Annotated in this window: 15 protein-coding genes; 3 read left to right on the forward strand and 12 right to left on the reverse strand. The window is 68.0% G+C overall.

What is annotated here, in order from left to right; genetic code table 11:
* Positions 1 to 66: 66 nt before the first annotated feature.
* Complete coding sequence (locus ETX26_RS08995) at positions 67 to 945, reverse strand: AraC family transcriptional regulator (RefSeq protein ID WP_129524377.1); 879 nt, start codon at positions 943 to 945, stop codon at positions 67 to 69.
* Between the two features lie 313 nt (positions 946 to 1258).
* Here ETX26_RS08995 and ETX26_RS09000 point away from each other — a divergent pair, with 313 nt between their 5' ends.
* Complete coding sequence (locus tag ETX26_RS09000) at positions 1259 to 1867, forward strand: lysozyme (protein ID WP_129524378.1); 609 nt, start codon at positions 1259 to 1261, stop codon at positions 1865 to 1867.
* Here ETX26_RS09000 and ETX26_RS09005 read toward each other — a convergent pair.
* From ETX26_RS09005 to ETX26_RS09020, 4 genes are all read right to left on the reverse strand, one after another.
* Positions 1861 to 6051, reverse strand: coding sequence for a translocation/assembly module TamB domain-containing protein (locus ETX26_RS09005; RefSeq protein ID WP_129524379.1), 4191 nt, complete (start codon positions 6049 to 6051; stop codon positions 1861 to 1863). The two genes, ETX26_RS09000 and ETX26_RS09005, sit on opposite strands and share 7 nt — an antisense overlap.
* Positions 6051 to 8288 carry an autotransporter assembly complex protein TamA gene (locus ETX26_RS09010; protein WP_129524380.1) on the reverse strand — a complete coding sequence of 746 codons (2238 nt, stop codon included), beginning with the start codon at positions 8286 to 8288 and terminating at the stop codon, positions 6051 to 6053. Before ETX26_RS09010 ends, ETX26_RS09005 begins: the two co-directional genes overlap by 1 nt.
* Positions 8188 to 9030 carry an arginyltransferase gene (locus ETX26_RS09015; protein WP_129524381.1) on the reverse strand — a complete coding sequence of 281 codons (843 nt, stop codon included), beginning with the start codon at positions 9028 to 9030 and terminating at the stop codon, positions 8188 to 8190. The genes ETX26_RS09010 and ETX26_RS09015 overlap by 101 nt, the downstream gene beginning before the upstream one ends.
* Positions 9031 to 9183: 153 nt before the next feature.
* Positions 9184 to 10437, reverse strand: coding sequence for a threonine ammonia-lyase (locus ETX26_RS09020; protein WP_129524382.1), 1254 nt, complete (start codon positions 10435 to 10437; stop codon positions 9184 to 9186).
* A gap of 143 nt (positions 10438 to 10580) precedes the next feature.
* Here ETX26_RS09020 and ETX26_RS09025 point away from each other — a divergent pair, with 143 nt between their 5' ends.
* Both ETX26_RS09025 and ETX26_RS09030 read left to right on the forward strand, forming a co-directional pair.
* Positions 10581 to 12278, forward strand: coding sequence for an amidohydrolase (locus ETX26_RS09025; protein WP_129524383.1), 1698 nt, complete (start codon positions 10581 to 10583; stop codon positions 12276 to 12278).
* Between the two features lie 305 nt (positions 12279 to 12583).
* Entirely contained in the window at positions 12584 to 12814 is a 231-nt protein-coding gene (locus ETX26_RS09030; protein ID WP_129524384.1) for a hypothetical protein, read from the forward strand.
* A gap of 104 nt (positions 12815 to 12918) precedes the next feature.
* Here ETX26_RS09030 and tatC read toward each other — a convergent pair whose 3' ends face one another.
* The 7 genes from tatC to ETX26_RS09065 all read right to left on the reverse strand — a co-directional run bounded on the left by tatC (position 12919) and on the right by ETX26_RS09065 (position 17698).
* The gene (gene tatC, locus ETX26_RS09035) at positions 12919 to 13722 is read right to left on the reverse strand and encodes a twin-arginine translocase subunit TatC (protein ID WP_129524385.1); all 804 of its coding nucleotides are present in this window, start codon (positions 13720 to 13722) and stop codon (positions 12919 to 12921) included.
* Positions 13723 to 13728: 6 nt separating this feature from the next.
* Positions 13729 to 14112, reverse strand: a complete 384-nt coding sequence (tatB, locus tag ETX26_RS09040) for a Sec-independent protein translocase protein TatB (RefSeq protein ID WP_129524386.1) — start codon at positions 14110 to 14112, stop codon at positions 13729 to 13731.
* Between the two features lie 26 nt (positions 14113 to 14138).
* On the reverse strand, positions 14139 to 14390 hold the full coding sequence (gene tatA, locus ETX26_RS09045; RefSeq protein ID WP_129524387.1) for a twin-arginine translocase TatA/TatE family subunit: 252 nt from the start codon (positions 14388 to 14390) through the stop codon (positions 14139 to 14141).
* A 73-nt stretch (positions 14391 to 14463) separates the two neighbouring features.
* Positions 14464 to 15084 carry an SMC-Scp complex subunit ScpB gene (scpB, locus tag ETX26_RS09050; RefSeq protein WP_129524388.1) on the reverse strand — a complete coding sequence of 207 codons (621 nt, stop codon included), beginning with the start codon at positions 15082 to 15084 and terminating at the stop codon, positions 14464 to 14466.
* The gene (locus ETX26_RS09055) at positions 15081 to 15869 is read right to left on the reverse strand and encodes a segregation and condensation protein A (protein WP_129525310.1); all 789 of its coding nucleotides are present in this window, start codon (positions 15867 to 15869) and stop codon (positions 15081 to 15083) included. The genes scpB and ETX26_RS09055 overlap by 4 nt, the downstream gene beginning before the upstream one ends.
* A 23-nt stretch (positions 15870 to 15892) precedes the next feature.
* Positions 15893 to 16912: a beta-N-acetylhexosaminidase gene (gene nagZ, locus ETX26_RS09060; protein WP_129524389.1), complete on the reverse strand. Its 1020-nt coding sequence runs from the start codon at positions 16910 to 16912 to the stop codon at positions 15893 to 15895.
* A 78-nt stretch (positions 16913 to 16990) separates the two neighbouring features.
* Positions 16991 to 17698 (reverse strand): SPOR domain-containing protein, encoded by a 708-nt coding sequence (locus ETX26_RS09065; protein ID WP_129524390.1) that lies wholly within the window; start codon positions 17696 to 17698, stop codon positions 16991 to 16993.
* Positions 17699 to 17700: the final 2 nt, after the last annotated feature.

Consider the following 17700-nt stretch of genomic DNA (forward strand, 5'->3'; position numbering starts at 1 on the left):
TAGTCTCGGCATTCCGATCTCCTTCGCCGGGCGGAATAAGCCGTACGAGGCGCGCAGGATTGAACGTTATTGCTGCCGGTACCGCTGCGGCGACACGCCCACGACCCGCTGAAACCACCGCGTCAGGTGGCTTTGATCGGCGAAGCCGACATCCAACGCAACCTGCGCGATCGGCTCCCCCGCGAGCAGGCGCCGCCGCGCCGCGTTCACCCGGCACTGGTTGCGGTAGGCCATCGGGCTGAGGCCCGTGCTGGCCTTGAACACGTGGGAAAACCGGAACACGCTGAGGCCCGCGCGCGCCGCGAGGTCGGCCAGTCCGAAATCTTCCGCGAAATGTTCGTCGATCCAGTCGCGCACGTCACGGGCAGCGTCTCCGCCCGGCGGCGGCGGCGCGGCCTCGGACCCGGTGCGGCCGATCAGCGCATCGACCAGCGCGGCCAGCGCGCTTTGCTGCGCCAGCCGATCGTCCGGCGCTCTGCTCAAGCGGGCGTGGAGGCCGGCGATCGTGTCCGCCAAAACGGGGTCCGACAACACCGGTGAGGCGAACGTCAGCGGCGCGTCGCCGCACTCGCCGGCGTAAGCCGCGATGGCGGCAACGGGGAGATAGAACACACGGTAGCGCAATGCCTCGCACCCGAGACTTCGGTTGGAATGCGGTTCGTGCGGGTGAAGCAGCAAGACCTGGCCGGGCGAGACGGTGTGCGTCCCTCCTCCTACGTTGAGGGCTTCCGCCCCCGCGGTCACGGTTCCGACGACATAGCCGTCATGCGTATGCACCGGGAAGGCACGGTCGCGGTACGACACGGTGACGAGCTCGACACCGTCGAGGAAGCGCGGCCGCACAAAGGCAGCGTAGTCGTGGCATCGGGTTGATTCCATGTCGTCTCCGGTCGCGCCCAGATAGCCCGCGGCTACCCGATCCCGCAAATCCGCGTCCGCCGCCATTTCCTACATGACCTGAATATGCCAGACAGGCTCGATGTCCGCTTGTCGATTCGTTACTTGCTCTTGCACCGTATCTGGCGAGACGCAGCGCGAAAGTCTCGGCGGTGTGGCTTTAAAGAAAGGGAAGTGCACACATGATCTGCGGCTCCCTTTCACAAGTATCTGACGGAAAAAGAAGAAACCGCAAGGTTACACTTTCGTAAAACCGGCACGAACGTCAACGCCCGTGCCGTCCGGCAAAAAACCATTTTCCTACACGCCCCAATCCTGCCTAATTGCTTTGCCTCGATTCGTTTTCGACGAGGTGAGTTCCATGCAACGCAAGACGATTTTCGACGCGGTCCGGCAAATGCTCGGCCGTGGGTTCCGGCAGGCGGAGGTCGAGCGGCTCGACCGCGCGATAGACCGGGCGCTCGGCCCTGAGGAGGTGCCGGACCTGCGGTCCTCCCGCTCCGTCGGTCCGCCGGGCGTCGCCCTGATCAAGCGGTTCGAGGGGTGCCAGCGGCTGCGGGCGGACGGTCTGGTAGAGGCCTATCCCGACCCGGCCACCGGCGGCGCGCCGTGGACCATCGGCTGGGGCGCGACCGGGCCGGAGATCGGCCCCGGAACGGTATGGACGCAGGCGCAGTGCGACGCCCGGCTGGAGCGTGACCTGGAGCGCCACGCAGCCGAAGTCGCCGAAGCGGTCGGCGACGCCCCAACGACGCAGGACCAGTTCGATGCGCTCGTCTCGTTCCACTACAACACCGGGGCGATCGCGCGGGCAACGCTGACGCGCAAGCACGTCGCGGGCGATCATGCCGGTGCGGCGCGCGAGTTTGCCCGCTGGAACCGGGCCGGCGGGCGGGTGCTCAGGGGCCTGACCCGGCGCCGCGCGGCCGAAGCGGAGCTCTACGGCAAGGGAGCGCCCGCCGCTCAGTAGTCGCGGCTGATCTCCGCCCGGACGCTTTCGCGCCCGATCGTCGACATGCTCGCCAGCAGCGAGAGCCACGAGGTGACGCGGAACTCCAGTTCGGTCGCGCTGTAGCCCTGCCCGTCGGTGATGAGTTCGGCGTAGAAGCGGCGCCCGAAATTCTTGCCCACGGCGACCGCCGTGCCGCGGTCGAGCGCCGGATCGGGGCCGACGATGCGCAGCCGGTCGAGCCCGATCGCAGTGCGGAGCTGGTTGATCGGATCGAGCCCGCCCCCGCCGCGCAGCGACGCGACGGCCGCGCCGAGCTGGAGCGCGTCGGTCGCGGAAAGTTCGGTGATCGAGCCGCCGAACAGCAGCCGGGCGAGGATCTCCTCCTCCGGCAGGGCCGGGTTGGAGGTGAAGCTGATCTCCGGCTGCATGGCGTTGCCCTGCACCTGCACGATCACGTTCAGACCGTCGCGCTCGGTTTCCGCCCGGATGTCCAGCCGCGGATCGATCGGGCCGGTCTCGTCGAACTCGATCCGGCCGCGCGTCAGGTCGAAGCTCGTGCCGGCGAAGTTGTATTCGCCGCGCACGACCCGGGCCTCACCGCCGATCCGCGGATCGTCGGTCGTGCCGCGCACGCGCACGTCGGCGCTCCATTCGCTGTCGAGCCCCATGCCGTCCACATCGATGCGGCTCGGCGCCCGGGCGTCGATCAGGTAGCGCCACGGCGCGCTCGCCATCGGAGCGGGGGCGATATCCGCGGGCGCATTGATCTCGCGCGTCTCGATCTGCGGAAGGTCCTCCGCGCCCGCCGCAGTGCCGAGGCTCCAGCTCGCCCGGTCGACCAGCAGGCGTCCGGCGATCGTGCCCCCGATCCCGTCGGACACGATCCGCAGCGGCCCGGTGACCGTTGCCGACAGGCCGTTGGCGTTGAGCAGGCGGGCATTCCGTGCCGCCGCGCGGATGTCCATCTGGGGACCGCGTTCGCCCAGGTCGCGCAGCGTCACCGTGCCGCTGCCGGAGACGGTGCCGCCGTTGGGCGTGGTGCCGCTGAACCGGGTCAGGCGCAGGCGCGAGCCGGCGAAGTCGCCGCGCGCAGTGACACCCGTGATGTCGGTGCCCGAAAGCCCGCTGCGCACGCGCAGGTCGTCGCTCGCCAGCGAGCCGCGCACGCGCGGTTCGGCCAGCGTGCCGGTGACGTTGGCGGCCAGCGAGAGCGGGCCGGTGAGATCGAACGCGTCGATCGCCGCGAGGCGCCAGAGCGCGTCGGCGGGCCCGGCGTAGCGAAGCTGCGCAAACAGGCTGCCGGCGCGCAGCCGGTCGAACAGCGCGCCGGACTGCGGCAGGCCCGAGATGCGGCCCTGCAGCCGGCCCCGCCGCTCCTCACCCTCGTCGATCACCGCCCGCGTCTCGAGCCGATCCTCGCTCAGCCTGGCGACAAGCGACAGGTCGACCGGTCTCGACGAGAGGACCAGACCGGAACGGGTCAATCCATCCACTTTCACGCGCGCGCTGCCCACGGGCAGGCCATTGCCGCTGGTGCTGAGGTCTATGATGCCCGAGATCGTCCCGCCCAGCCCCATGTCGGCCACCACGACATCGACCAGCGAGAGCGGCATGCGCGCCAGCTGCAGCTCCATCGATGTCGGCCCATCGCCGCCGAAACGCCCCTCCGCGATGGCCATGCCGCGGCCGTAGCTGAGCTGCGTCGGCTGCAGGATCCAGCCGCCGTCGTCCTGCGCTATCAGCACGGCCCGGCGCGGCATGCGGATGCGCCGTCCGGCGAAGTGCCCGCGGGCCGCGACGGCAATCCGCTCGGACGCGACCTGCGCGTCGAGCTGCATGTTGAAGCGGCTCCCGCGACGGCCCGACAACGCGGCGGCCACCTGGCCCTGCCCGTTCCGCAAGCGGGCGTTCGCCGCCAGCCGACCGAGGAAGAGCGTGCCGTACTGCACGCCTTGCGCCGAGATGCTGCCTTCGATCGTACTGTTGCCGTCGACGAGCAGGCCGGTGCCCTCGATCTGCGCGCGCCCGATGGCGATGGTCGTCTCGCCCCCGAAACGGGCGTTGCTGGCGACAAGATCGACGTCGAACGCCTGGCCGCCGCCCCGCGGAGCGAGCGCGACCGTCCCGTCGAGCCCGCCGCCGGAAAGCGCGAGATCGCCGGTGATCCCCGCGTCGCCGAGCAGGAGATCGCCGCGCACGCTGGTCTTCCACACCTCGAGGCGATCGACGGCGATGCGCGTCGGCCCGTCGGCCGGCATGAACAGCGCGAGGGTTCCCTCGAACGGCCCGAGCATCGAGCCGCCTTCCGTGTCGATGCTGAAGCCGTCCTCGATCGGCGCGATGGCGACGCGCACGTCCTCCAGCCCCGCGGCGGGGAAGGGGCTGGCGAAAACGAGCGCGGCCGTGGGGCCCTCGCCGGTCAATGCGGCCTCGACCGTGAACGGCCCGTATTCGGTGTGCGACCCGCGGCCGGCGAGGGTCGTGCGACCATCCCGCACTTGTCCGTCGAGGGCGAGCTGGAGCTTGTCGGCATCGAGCGACACGTTGCGGAAGACGACCGGCCCCGCCCCGCTCAACCCCACGCCGCCGCGGAAGCGGATCGAGTTGCCGGCGACATTGGCGAGCGTCGCGTTGGTTACCTCCGGAATGCGGCCTGCGAAGTTGGCGTTCAGCGTCCAGGGCAAGCCGCTGGCGGTCTTGAACAGAATCTTTGCATTGCCGCTGACGGTGCCGACGTTCTCGAGCTGGAGCCCGCGCAACGTCACCGGTCCGGCGACGGCATAGGCGCCGGTCCTCGTTTCGCCCCGCAGCGAGAAGCGTGCGCTGGCATCGGGGAAGACGAGCCGAAGGTCATCGGCCATGATGCGCGTGCCGCTGTAGGCGACGGTCCCGGCGAGCCGCCCGCGCACCAGCCGCGGATCGATCAGATCGTTTCCGGCGACGACCCGCTGAACGCGGGTGTCGAGCGGCAGGGTCCAGCGCGCGCCGTCGTAGGTCGCGGTACCTTCCTGCACCAGACCGCGCACTTGCGTGGTTCCGCTGACGAAACGGTCGACCACCAGCCGATAGCCGATGGTCAGATCGCGGAAGGCGCCGTCGAGCGTTGCCAGCACCCGCGCACCTTCTACCTGCACATCGGGGCCCAGTCCTGCATCCGCCAGGCGAAGGTCGAGCACGAGATCGTCGAACGCATTGTTGCCGAGGTCGACGGTTCCTTCGGCCTCGCCGTCGACAGTACGCGAGCGGACGGCAAGATCGCCCGCGAGCACGCTGTCCTCCAGCGTACCGAACGCCGCCAGCGAGATCGGCCCGTCGAACACCTCTGCGAGCTGGCCGGTCAACGCCGGAGCGGGGGTCGCCTGGCCAACGAGGCCGTAACGCCCGTCACGGTTGGTGAGACGGAAGGCGGCGAAACGCTCGCCCTCCCGCTGGACGAGCAGCGCGCCGCGCCAGTCGCTCCAGGTCCCGTCGCCCTTGATCAGCGCCCGGTATCCGGCCTCGGCACCGACGAGCCCGGCGATCACGCCGCCCTGCGGCGCGAGATAATCGAGGTCCATGTCGAACCGGTCGCCGTCGGGTTCGGCATCGACCAGCAGGTGCAACCGGTCGTGCTCTCCCAGCCGGCCGTCGGCGCTGAGGAATACCCGCCCGTCGCGGATGTCGGCCTTGGCGGAAAGGTCCACCCGGTGCGCGCGATCGTCCACCACGCCGCTGGCAACGCGGAAGTCGTCGAGCTCGAGACGATCCACGCGGATGTCGAAGTTGGGCAGCATCGGCGCGTCGGGATCGCCGGGGAGCAGCTCGGGCGTCCGCAGCAGGGTGCCTCGCCGGGCCGTGAGATTACGCACGTCGAGCCCGCTCCACAGCCAGTTGAGCGGGCGCCAGTCGAGCTCGGCGATGGGGACCGTCAGAAAGGGCCCTTTCGGATCGGAGAGGGTCACGTCGTGCAGCGTGGCCTGACCGTAGATATCGCCTTCGATCCGGCCGACCTCGATCCGCAAGCCCGACGCCGGTGCCATTTCGGCAATGCGATCCGCAATGAACCGCTTGCCGATCGAGCTGTTCAGCACGGCCAGTGCGAGCAGCACGACGGCAACCAGACCCACGACGATCCCGGCGCTCCATCGGCCGACCCGGCCGATCCGCGACCTGCCCCGCGGCGCGGCCTCGTCGGGCGCGGTGATGCTCTCCCCTTCAGCCATCAGAAGGCCTGCCCCAACGAGACATACACGGCGACCGGGCTGTCGTCGGGTCCCGGATTGAGCGGCGCGCCGACGTCGATGCGGAGCGGCCCGAAGCCGGTCTGGTAGCGCAGGCCGAGCCCGGCGCCGACGCGGAACGTTTCGAAGTCCGGGGTCGTACTGGTGCTCACCGTGCCGGCGTCGACGAACGGAACGACCGAAAGCGCGCCGTCGAAGAAGCCGGTCTTGATGCGCGCCTCAAGCGCGAGCTCCGCCAGCGAGCGACCGCCGGTCGGATCGCCGTTCTCGTCGCGCGGGCCGATCTTGCGATAGCCGTAGCCGCGCACTGACCCGCCGCCGCCGGCGTAGAACCGCCGCGAGGGCGCGATATTCTCGATCGCCGTGCCGGGGATCGAGCCGAACCGCGCGCGTCCCGCGAGGACGACCGTGTCGCTGACCTGCTGGTAATAGCTCGCGTCCACCTGCGTGCGGACATAGAAGCTCTCGGTTCCCTCGCTGCGGGAAACCTCGGGCGAGACCCTGCCCCCGAGCCGGAAGCCTTCGGTGGGATCGAGCAGGTCGTTGGTCGTGTCGTACAGCACCGACATCGGCAGCGCGCCAACGAAATAGGTCCGACGCGGCTGTGGCGGCGACTCGTCGGTCACCGGCGGCCGTTCGCCCGTAGCGATGGCCTCCAGCCCGACGCTCCAGCTGATCGGCTTCTGGAACAGGAGCGTCGACGAACGCTCGTAGCTCGCGACGAAGGCAACCGTTCGCGCGTCGAAGGCCGGGCTGTCGATCGTGCTGGCATAGGCGTCCACATTGAGAATGCGGTCGCGCCCGCCGAAGTTGTTGCGGCGGAAGGTGAGCCCGGCGAGCTGCTCCTGCGTTCCGATGATCCCGCGCACGCGAACTGCGCCTTCGGGCGGGAAGAAGTTGCGGTGCTCCCAACTCGCCTCGACTCGGTAACCCTCTTCCGAACCGTAGCCGATTGCGCCCGCGATCGTGCGCAACTCGGCCTCGGTCATGTCCACGTCGAGTGCGACCTCACCCAGCTCGCTTCCGCCCGGAGAGGCCACCTCGCGCTTGGAGATCGTCACGGTAGAGACGAGTCCCGTCGCGATGATCGCCCGCCTCAGGTCCTGTTCGAGGCTGCGCTTGTAGACGTCGCCCGGTTCGAACCGGGCGATCGTCGCCAGATGCTCGCTGGAGAGAAAATCGGGCTGGCCACTGACGATCTCGCCGAAGGTGTACTTCCCGTTGGGCCGGACGGGCATGGTGAGATCCCCCTCCGTCCTTGCATGATCGACGAGCAGCCGGGGCTCGTCGATCTCGGCAAAGGGATAGCCGGTTTCCCCGAGCGCGCGGTCGAGATCGAACTGCTCCTCCACGATCTTGTCGCTCGACAGCGGATCGCCGGACTGGATCTCGAACGCTGCGCGGAGGCTCTCGTAGTCTATCGCCTGGTCGAGCTGGCCGAGATCGATCGCCCCGAAACTGTAGCGAGGACCCGGAACGATGTCGAAGCGCACGTTCGGCCCCTGCGCCGCCTCCTCGCGCCCCGGGCGTATCCCGCCGACGGTGCGGATGACCTGCGCATCGTAGTATCCGTAGACGCGCAGCAACTGGGCCAGCAGCTCCTCATCTTCGCGCGCGCGGGCGGCGAGTTGCGCGATGTTGTCGTCGCTGTCGCCGTCCTGCAGTTCCTCGATCGTGGACAGTGATTCGAAGCGCTTGGCGAACTCGCCGCGCATCGGGAAGCTTTCCTCGTCCGCCGGGAAGCCGAGCGAGAGCTCCGGCCCCAGCGTGATCACGTCGGCTTCCGGCGCGGCTCCGAGCGCATCCTCCTCCTCGTCGAGATTGGCAAATTCGATGCTTTCATCGCGCGGCAGCGGTTCGGGTTTCGCGAGTTCCATCTCGTCGGGCCAGGGAACGGTGATGGCGACGTCCTCGTCGAGCGGCGAATCGGGTGCGAGTTCGGGTTCCTGCTGCGCGATCTCGCGCGCCTCGGGCTCGACACCCTGGTCGGCCCACTCCTCCGGGTTCTCCACCGCCGAATCGGGGATCAGGTCCTCGAGGCTTTCGGGTGCTGTGCGATCCTGCGCCCGCAGGGCCTGCGGTGAGACGGCGAGCGCCAGGGCGAGCGCCGCCGCGAGGCTATTTCGGCAGACGATACTGGTGCGCAGTCCCGTCCTTGGCAGGGCGACCGTCGGTGTCGCCCTCGGGCTTGCGGCTGACGGCTGCGGCAATGAGCGCATCCTGCTCTTCCGTTCCGAAGCGGCGCCAGCCGTCGTGCCCGAGCCGCTCCATGGGGCGGAAACGGATCTTGTACTGCATGCGCTGCGATCCCTCGACCCAGTAGCCGAGATAGACGTACGGCAACCCCTCCGCGGCGGCGCGCCGAATGTGGTCGAGGATGATGTAAGTTCCAAGTCCAGACCGCGCCTCGTGCTCCGGGTCGTAGAAACTGTAGATCATCGACAGGCCGTCACCCTGACGATCGGTCAGGCACGCTCCGACTAGGCGACCCGGCCTTTGGCCGTCGGAGGGCTCCCGATATTCAATCACATAGCTCGTTACGGGAGTGTGTTCCACCATATCCGCAAAGTCGAATTCGTCCATCGAAGCCATGCCGCCGCCGGGGTGGCGCACACCGAGATAGCGCTGCAGCAAGGCGAACTGCTCGTCCGTCGCCCAAGGGCGGCATTCGGTGGCAACGAGGTCTTCGTTGCGCCGCATGATGCGTCGCTGCGTCGACGACGGCTCGAACTCTCCGGCGACCACGCGCACCGAAACGCAGGCCCGGCAGTCGAGACAACTCGGGCGGTAGGCCACGGTCTGGCTGCGGCGGAAGCCGATCCGGCCGAGCGCTTCGTTGAGCTGGTCGGCGTTCGAACCCTTGAGCTCGGTGAACACCTTCCGTTCGCTGCGGCCGGGCAGGTAGGGACACGGCGCGGGGCTGGTCACGAAAAACCGGGGAAAGCGAACGGGGGCCGTCACGGCGTGGAATCTACCTCTCTGACAGCAGAATCGAATGGGGCTGCAATTCGATCCCGACTATGCCGACAAGCATCGCGGGGTTAAAGTCCCTTAACCATGTACGATCGCCAGGGCGGGGCGTTTTGCACAAATGGAAACCGGCAAGCTCCCCCGTCAGGCAAGCTCCACCTGGCTCACCGAGTAGCCGTTGGAGCGCAACGCATCGATCAGTGCGTCGATCTGCTCGCGGTCGCGCGCCTCGCATTCGATGTCCGTGATCAGGCCCTTGGCCGGCAGGCTGGTGAAGATGCGCTGGTGGTAGATCTCGATGATGTTGACGTTGTGCGCCTCGAACTCGCGCATCACGCGGTAGAGCGCGCCCGGGCGGTCCTGCAGCGTCACCCTGAGGCGCGCCAGGCGGCCGGAGCGGGCGAGATCGCGCAGCAGAACATTGGCAAGCAGCCGCGTGTCGATATTGCCGCCGCACAGCACCAGACCGGCCTTGCGCCCGGCAAAACGCTCGCGGTGTTCCAGCATGGCGGCGAGGCCGGCCGACCCCGCTCCTTCGACCACCGTCTTCTCGATCTGGAGCAGGAGCGATACCGCCTTCTCCAACGCTTCTTCGCTCACCAGCAGGATGTCGTCCACCCGCTCGGCGATGATCTGCGAGGTGAAGGCTCCCGGCGCCTTGACCGCAATTCCCTCGGCCAGGGTGTCGCCGCCGCAGACCGGATTCTCGCCCTTGATCTTGGCGTACATGGAGGGGAACAGCGCAGCCTGGACGCCGATCACCTGCATATCCGGGCGCAGCGCGCGCGCCACCGTCGACATGCCCGAGATCAGTCCGCCGCCGCCGATCGGCGTCACCAGGCAATCGATCTCGGGCGCGTCCTCGAGCATCTCGAGCGCCACGGTCCCCGCGCCGGCGGCCACGTGCGGATCGTCGAAGGGATGGACGAAAGTCAGCCCCAACTCCTTCTCCAGCTTGCGCGCGTGGGCATAGGCCTCGTCGAACGTTTCACCTTCGAGGACGACCTGGCCGCCGACGCTCTCGGTTTGCATGACCTTCACCGTCGGCGTGGGCCGCGGCATGACGATCGTCACCGGCACGCCGAGACGCGTGCCGTGGTAGCTCAATCCCTGCGAGTGATTCCCGGCCGAGGCCGCGATGACCCCGCGTTCGCGCTGTTCCTGCGACAACAGCAGCAGGGCATTGAGCGCCCCGCGCTCCTTGTAGGCGGCGGTGAACTGCAGGTTCTCGAACTTGAGCCAGATGTCGGCGCCGGCGATTTCCGAGAGAGTCTGGCTGTACATCGTCGGCGTGCGAACCACCGCGCCCTTGATCCGCTCCGCGGCCGCGCGGACATCGTCTATGGTCAGGCTCTGCGCCGCGGATTCCGCAGCGGAAACGGTTTGGGTCTGGTTCATGGCCAAGCGCCCTAGGGCAAAACCCGGCGCCAGGAAACACGGCTTGTTGCTGCCTGTGCGCGGGCATTTGCTTTGGCGCCGACTTGCCCTAGGTGCCCGCCATCCGGGCTTTAACGCCCCGCCCGCGACAGAGGAATGCCTGCATGATCCGTCTCGTCCCTTCCATCCTCGCCCTTGCCGCCGGCTGCTGGAGCGCCGCGGCCGCGGCCGACACGCTGGTCGACAACATCCAGGGCGTCACGATCGACGAGGATGGCAGGATCGACAACTTCACCGGCCTGGTGATCGGCGACGACGGGCGCATCCGGGAAGTGCTCGACCGGCGCGACAAGCGCCCGCGCGACATCGACTTCCAGGTCGACGGCGACGGCCGCTTCGTGATCCCGGGCATGATAGACTCGCACCTTCACGTGATGGGGCTCGGCTTTGCGGCGCTTACCCTCGACCTGTCGGATACGAACTCGCTCGAGGAGGCGCAGGCCAGGATCGCGGACTATGCCGCGGCCAATCCGGGGAGACGGTGGATCATCGGGCGCGGATGGAATCAGGTGAAGTGGGGCCTCGACCGTTTTCCCACCGCGGCCGAGCTCGACGCCGCAGTGGCCGATCGCCCGGTATGGCTCGAGCGCGTCGACGGTCATGCCGGCTGGGCCAACTCGGAAGCCATGCGACTCGCGGGCGTCGGCGCGGCCACCGCCGATCCCGCCGGCGGGCGGATCGACCGAGTCGCGGGAACGCGCGAGCCGGCCGGGGTCTTCGTGGACGCCGCGACGGAGCTCGTCGCATCCAAAGTGCCCGTGCCGCGCCCCGGAGATCGCGATCTGGCACTTCGGAAAGCGCAAGACATCCTGCTGCGCATGGGCGTTACCGCTGTGGCCGACATGGGAACCACGATCGACGACTGGCAGTCCTATCGCCGGGCGGGCGACGGCGGCTGGCTCAAGGTCCGGATCATGGCCTATGCCTCGGGGACGAACGCGATGGAGCTGATCGGCGGCCCTGCGCCCTCCCCCTGGCTCTATCGCGACAAGCTGCGTCTCAACGGCGTCAAGATCTACCTCGACGGGGCGCTCGGCTCGCGCGGAGCGTGGCTCAAGCAGCCCTATGCCGACGACCCCGGCAACACCGGGCTCCCGCTGCTCACGGGATCGCAGCTACGTAATCTTATGAGCCGGGCCGCGCTCGACAGGTTTCAGGTCGCAGTCCATGCGATCGGCGATGCGGCGAATGCCGAAGTGCTCGCTGCCGTCGAGGAGTTGTCCGACACTTACGCGGGCGATCGCCGCTGGCGGATCGAACACGCGCAGATCGTCGATCCAGCGGACATCGCGAAGTTTGGCGAGCACGGGATCGTCGCCTCCATGCAGCCCGTGCACCAGACCTCCGATCGGCTCATGGCCGAAGCGCGCCTCGATTCGGCACGGCTGGAAGGCGCCTATGCCTGGAGAAGCATCGCGGACGCGGGCGCTACGCTCGTGTTCGGGTCCGACGCGCCGGTCGAATCGCCCGATCCCTTCGCCGGACTGGCCGCTGCCTTCACGCGGCGCGACGCCGACGGCCAGCCGTTCGCCGGCTGGCATCCGGAGGAGGCCGTCTCGCGCGAGCGTGCGCTCTCCGCCTTCACAAGCGACGGCGCCTTCGCGGGATTCGCGGAAGGCAGGTTCGGGCGCCTCGTCGAAGGCGAATGGGCGGATTTCGTGATGATCGACCGCGATCCACTGCTGGCCACGCCGGACGAACTGCGCGCAGCACGGGTTCTCGAAACCTGGGTGGGCGGGGAACGCTATTACTCGGCCGCCGAGGCGCGTGAATCCGCCGAAACCCGCGCCCAGGCCCGATAATCGCGCGGGTCGGCGCAAAGGGCGAGAAATCGGCGCCGGTTTAAGGTTTTTGCAAGGTCGACCCGCCAGATGGCGCGGGACGTTCGATCCGGGATGCCCCGGCAAGCGCGATCGGACGTCGGGAGTCTGATGCCGATCGGATGTCGATGACGTCCGTCGACATCACACTTCGATACGATGCAAGGTGTTACAATTGGGTCACAAGTAACGTAAAAATCTAAACGTTATGGGTTGCCAGCAACTTCGGTCTGCCTTAGTGGGGGCTGCGAGTTTGAACGCAAAGAGAGTTCGGAGGAGACGAATCGATGAAGTTCCGTAACCTTGTTGCCGCAACGGCAGCTCTGTCCCTGGCGACATCGCCGGCCATTGCTCAGTCGGCTGCAAGCGCCGAGCGTGTTTCGGCTCCGGTCGAAGGCGAGAGCAAGCTCGCCGGTGGCGGCTCGGGCGTCATTCTCGCGATTCTCGCCGCCGCTGCGGTCATCGCCGGCATCGTGATCGCCGTCGACGGTGGCGATGACGATCCCGTCAGCGTCTGATCGACGATCATTGAAGAGTTAGAGAACGGGGCCTCACGGCCCCGTTTTTTTATGTCCGGAAGAGATGCAAGGGCCGCGCTTCGCGCCGGCTGCGCGCTCCGCCCCTATTCGCTCGGAGGCTCGTCGGACGCCTGCTCCGCATCAGCATCGCCGATCGTCTTACGCTCGGAGAAACGCATCAGCATGAGCGATCCTTCGAACAGCAACAGCAGCGGAATCGCGAGGATCAACTGCGATCCCGGATCCGGGGGCGTGACAATCGCGGCAACTCCCACAACGGCCACGATGACGTAGCGACGCGCCGCAACGAGCTGAGCGCGCGTAACGATACCCGCCCGATTCAGCAGCAGCAGCAGAACCGGCAGCAGAAAGCTGATCCCGAACGCCAAAATGAACTGCATCACCAGCGAGAGATAATTGCCGGTGCCCGGCAATGCTTCGATGTCGAGCCCGCCGACCGTCCCCTCGAAACCGAGAAACCAGCGGAACGCCGTCGGCATGACGACGTAGTAGGCGAGCGCCGCCCCGCAGACGAACAGCACGGGCGTGGCGATCAAGAACGGCAGGAAAGCCTTCTTCTCGCGCGCGTAGAGCCCTGGCGCAATGAACGCCCACAACTGGTTCGCGATCACCGGAAAGCTGACGAAGAAGGCGGCGAAGAGCGCCACTTTCAATTCGACGAAAAACGCTTCGTAGAGCTGCGTGTAGATCAGCCGCCCCTGCCCGTCAGGAAAAGCCTGGGTCAGCGGCCGCACGAGGAAGCCGAAGATGTCGTCCGCGAAGTAGAGGCAGATTGCAAACGCGACCCCGAGCGCGATCACGCATCGCAGGAGACGCGTTCGCAGCTCGATCAGATGGTCGAGCAGCGGGGCCTGCGTTTCGTCGAGATCGCGCAACTGGAAGGCCATGGCGGGCTATTCCGACTCCGGCTTGCCCAGCGGCAGCCTGGGCTGACCGTCGGGTTCGGCCGATGGAGCTTCCGCATCCCGGGACGGGGCCGCGGCCGAGGCAACGCGCGATTCGGCGGCCGTGCTTGCCGATTCGGCGGACTCGCCCTCCTCGGCCGAATGCTCCGCCATGATCCGCGCGTTCTGCTCGCGCCACTTCTTCTCCATCTCCTCCATCTCCGCTTCGCGGATCATCGTTTCGATGCCGCTGCGGAAGTGGCCGGAGACGCGCCGGACCTTGCCGATCCACCGCCCCGCGGTACGCAGGGCGAGCGGCAGGTCCTTCGGGCCGATCACGATCACGGCCACGATCACGATGACGAGCAGTTCGGTGGCGCCGATATCGAACATGGCTCAGACGGCGCGAAAATTCGGGATCAACGGCTGTTGTCGCGGCTTTCCGCCGGCTTCGCATCGGTCGCCGCTTCGGATGCCGGCTTTGCCTCGTGGGCCGGGCCTTCGATCCGCGGCGCCGGCTTCGACGCTTTGCCGTCTTCCTCGTTCATCCCTTCCTTAAAGCTTTTGATGCCTTTGCCGAAATCTCCCATCATTTCGGAAATGCGCCCGCGCCCGAAGAGGACGAGGATGACGAGCGCGATAATGATGAGCTGCCAGGGGCCGAGCGACATGGGAAACCTTTCGTTGCTTGGGGGCGATATAGGCCTTTCGACCGCCTTGCGCCAGCGCGGAGCGGGCGCGGATTCACGTCGAAGGCGCCGTTCGCCCCTGCGTTTCCGTCTCGGAGGCAATATCCTCGCCCGCCGCGATCGCTTCGTAGGCCTCGTCCACCGGATCCAGCAGGCCCGCGGCACGCAGTTCGTCGATACCGGGCAGGTCGCGCCGCGACTTGAGGCCGAAGTGCTGCAGGAACTCGGGCGTCGTCGCGTAGATCACCGGCCGCCCGGGCACCTCGCGCCGACCGGCCGCACGCACCCAGCCCGCTTCCATCAGAACATCGAGTGTGCCGGAGGACGTCTGCACACCGCGGATCGACTCAATCTCCGCGCGGCTGACCGGCTCGTGATAGGCGACGATCGCGAGCACCTCGGTCGCCGCGCGACTGAGGCGGCGAACCTGCTCGCGCTCGCGCCTCAGGAGGTGCGCGAGATCGGGCGCCGTTTGAAAATGCCAGCGTTTGGCGCGCTCGACCAGGCGGATGCCGCGCGGTTCATAGCTGGCGGCGAGTTCGCGCAGCGCCTCACGGATATCGCCCGGATCGGCATCGCCGAGATGCCCCGCCAGCGCCTCGACCGTCATCGGCTCCTCGGCGGCGAACAGCGTCGCCTCGATCGCGCGCTGGAGTTCGTCCACGGCCGCCGTCACGCAGGCGTCCGCCGCAAACGAAGCGGGCCGAACACTTCCTCCTGCGCCAGCTCCGCCTTGCCCATCCGCGCGAGTTCCAGCGCCGCCACGAAGCTCGATGCGAGCGCCGAGCGGCGCAGGCGCGGCTCGGCGTGGGGCGGCAGGAAATCGCGCAGCTCCATCCAGTCGAGCGTGACACCGAGCATCGCCGAGACCCGGTCGAGCGCCGATTCGAGCGTCATAACCGGCCGTTCGCGGACCATGTGGATCGCCGGTGCGGTGCGCGCCTTGACCTGGCCGTAGGCCTGGACGAGCGCGTACCAGTCGCAGGTCCATTGGGTCGTACGGTCGATCCGCAGGCCCTCCGGCGCGGGCCGAACGAAGACGTCGCGCCCGATCCGGTCGCGCGCCATCAATCGCGCAGCCGCCTCACGCATCGCGCCCAGCCGCTGGAGCCGCAGCTGCAGCCGCAGCGCAAGCTCTTCGGGGCTCGGGTCCTCCTGTTCCTCCTTCGGCAGGAGCAGGGCGGATTTCAGATAAGCAAGCCAGGCCGCCATCACGAGGTAGTCGGCCGCCAGCTCCAGCCGCAGCGCCTCCGCCCGCTCGATATAGCCGAGGTACTGGTCGACCAGCGCGAGGATCGAGATCGAGCGCAAGTCGACCTTCTGCCGCCGCGCGAGGTCGAGCAGCAGGTCGAGCGGCCCTTCCCATCCGTCGAGCTCGAGATAGAGCGCAGTGTTCTCGGTCTCGCCCGCCCCGGCGCCGGACCAGCTCTCATCATCGTCGGCATCGGGGCCGGCGGCCATATCGAAGAGCAGGCCGTCTTCGGTCACGCCGCCTGTCCTGTCAGCGCGAGCAAGGCGTCCCGCTTGGCCAGGAGATCGGCGGCCTCTCCGTCGCTCTCGCGTACTTGTGTGCCGTCGAGTGCCTGTTCGAGGCGTTTCAGTCCCGGTGCGGGCAAGGCGGGCAGCCGCTCGGCAATCGCCGCCATGTCGTCCATCTTCGCCCAGCAGTTGAGCACGACATCGCAGCCCGCGGCAATGGCGCGCTCCGCCCTCTCGGGAACCGTGCCGGAGAGCGCCTCCATGTCGATGTCGTCGGTCAGCAGAAGGCCGTCGAAGCCGATCCGCCCCCGGATCACGTCGTTCACAATCCTGGGCGAAAGAGTCGCCGGATTGTCGGCATCCCATGCGCGGAACAACAGATGGCCGGTCATGCCGACCGGCGTGTCCGCCAACGCGCGGAAAGGCGCGAGGTCGGTCTCCAGCTCCGCCTCGCTCGCGGTAACCGTCGGCATCTCCTTGTGCGTGTCGGTGCTCGAACGGCCGTGGCCTGGCATGTGCTTGATACAACCGGCGACGCCGCCCCGCGCGAGCCCGTCGAGAATCGCGCGTCCGAGGGCAGCGACCTGCCTGGGTTCACTGCCCAGCGCGCGATCCCCGATCACGTCGTGCGCCCCTTCCTGGCGCACATCGAGCGAGGGGTGGCAATCGATGGTGATGCCCATAGCGGATAGCTCGAGCGCCATGGCCTCCGCATTGACGCGCGCCGCCTCGATCGCGCTTGCCGGCGCGATTTGATAGAGCCGGTCGAACGCGGCGCCGGCAGGGTAACCGGCCCATTGCGGCGGGCGCAGGCGGGCTACCCGGCCGCCTTCCTGATCGATGCAGACGAACAGACGCTCGCGCCCGTGTAACTCGCGCAGGGAGTCGGTGAGCGCGCGCAGCTGCTCGCGCGTTTCGCAATTGCGGCCGAACAGGATGTAGCCCGCGGGATCCGCCTCACGGAAGAAGCCGCGCTCCTCGGCGGTCAGCGTGGCCCCGGACAGTCCGAAAATCGCGGGCGTCATGGTTCGCGGAATCGCAGCAATCCGCGCGGGCCGCAAGCGGGGTGGCCAGCTGCGGTGTGGATAGCGCCTGTGGCCGGCTCAGCGCTTGACCTGGCAGGCCACTCCATCGGCCTGCAAGGCGTCGCACAGCCGCCTCGCAGCGGCGACGTCGACTGCGAGGGCCTGAAGGCGGTAGACGGTGCCGATGTCGGCCCTGCCCTCGACGATGCGATGCTTCACCCCGCTCAGCGCTTCCGTCTGACGCGTGAGGGTGGCCCAGCCGCGTTGCGCCGTCTCCCGATTGGAGAACGCGCCGACCTGCACCGCAACGCCGGTCGATGCCTCTTCGTCGCCGTCATCCCCGGTGGCTGGCGCACTCGGCGAGGGTACGTCCTGATCCTGCGCAAGGCGTCCCTCCCGGCTTTGTCCCTCGCCGACCGCCGGCGCGATGTCGCCTGTGCCCCGGGCAACGCGGCCGCCCGGCTCCTCGGGCCGCTCCTTGTAGGGGCCTTCGGGAGCCTCGATCGTGCTGCCATCGGCCACGAAATCACGGTCGCCCGTTTCCCTCAGCAGATACCAGCCGCCGCCTAGGAGGACCGCAAGCGCGAGCAGCGCAAGAAGCGCAAAACCCACGACCCTGCCGGCATCGACGCCCTGGCCGTCCTCTTCGTCATCGGCAGATTCGAGCCACGGCAGCCGCTCGTCGTCATCGAGTTCGAGTTCATGGGTTTCCATGGCCTCGCCGTCTTCTTCCGAGTCGCCGGCCACCGGCCCGCCCTCTTCGATGTTTCCGCCCCGCCCCGTCATCG

The sequence above is a fragment of the Pelagerythrobacter rhizovicinus genome (assembly GCF_004135625.1).
GTDB lineage: Bacteria > Pseudomonadota > Alphaproteobacteria > Sphingomonadales > Sphingomonadaceae > Pelagerythrobacter > Pelagerythrobacter rhizovicinus.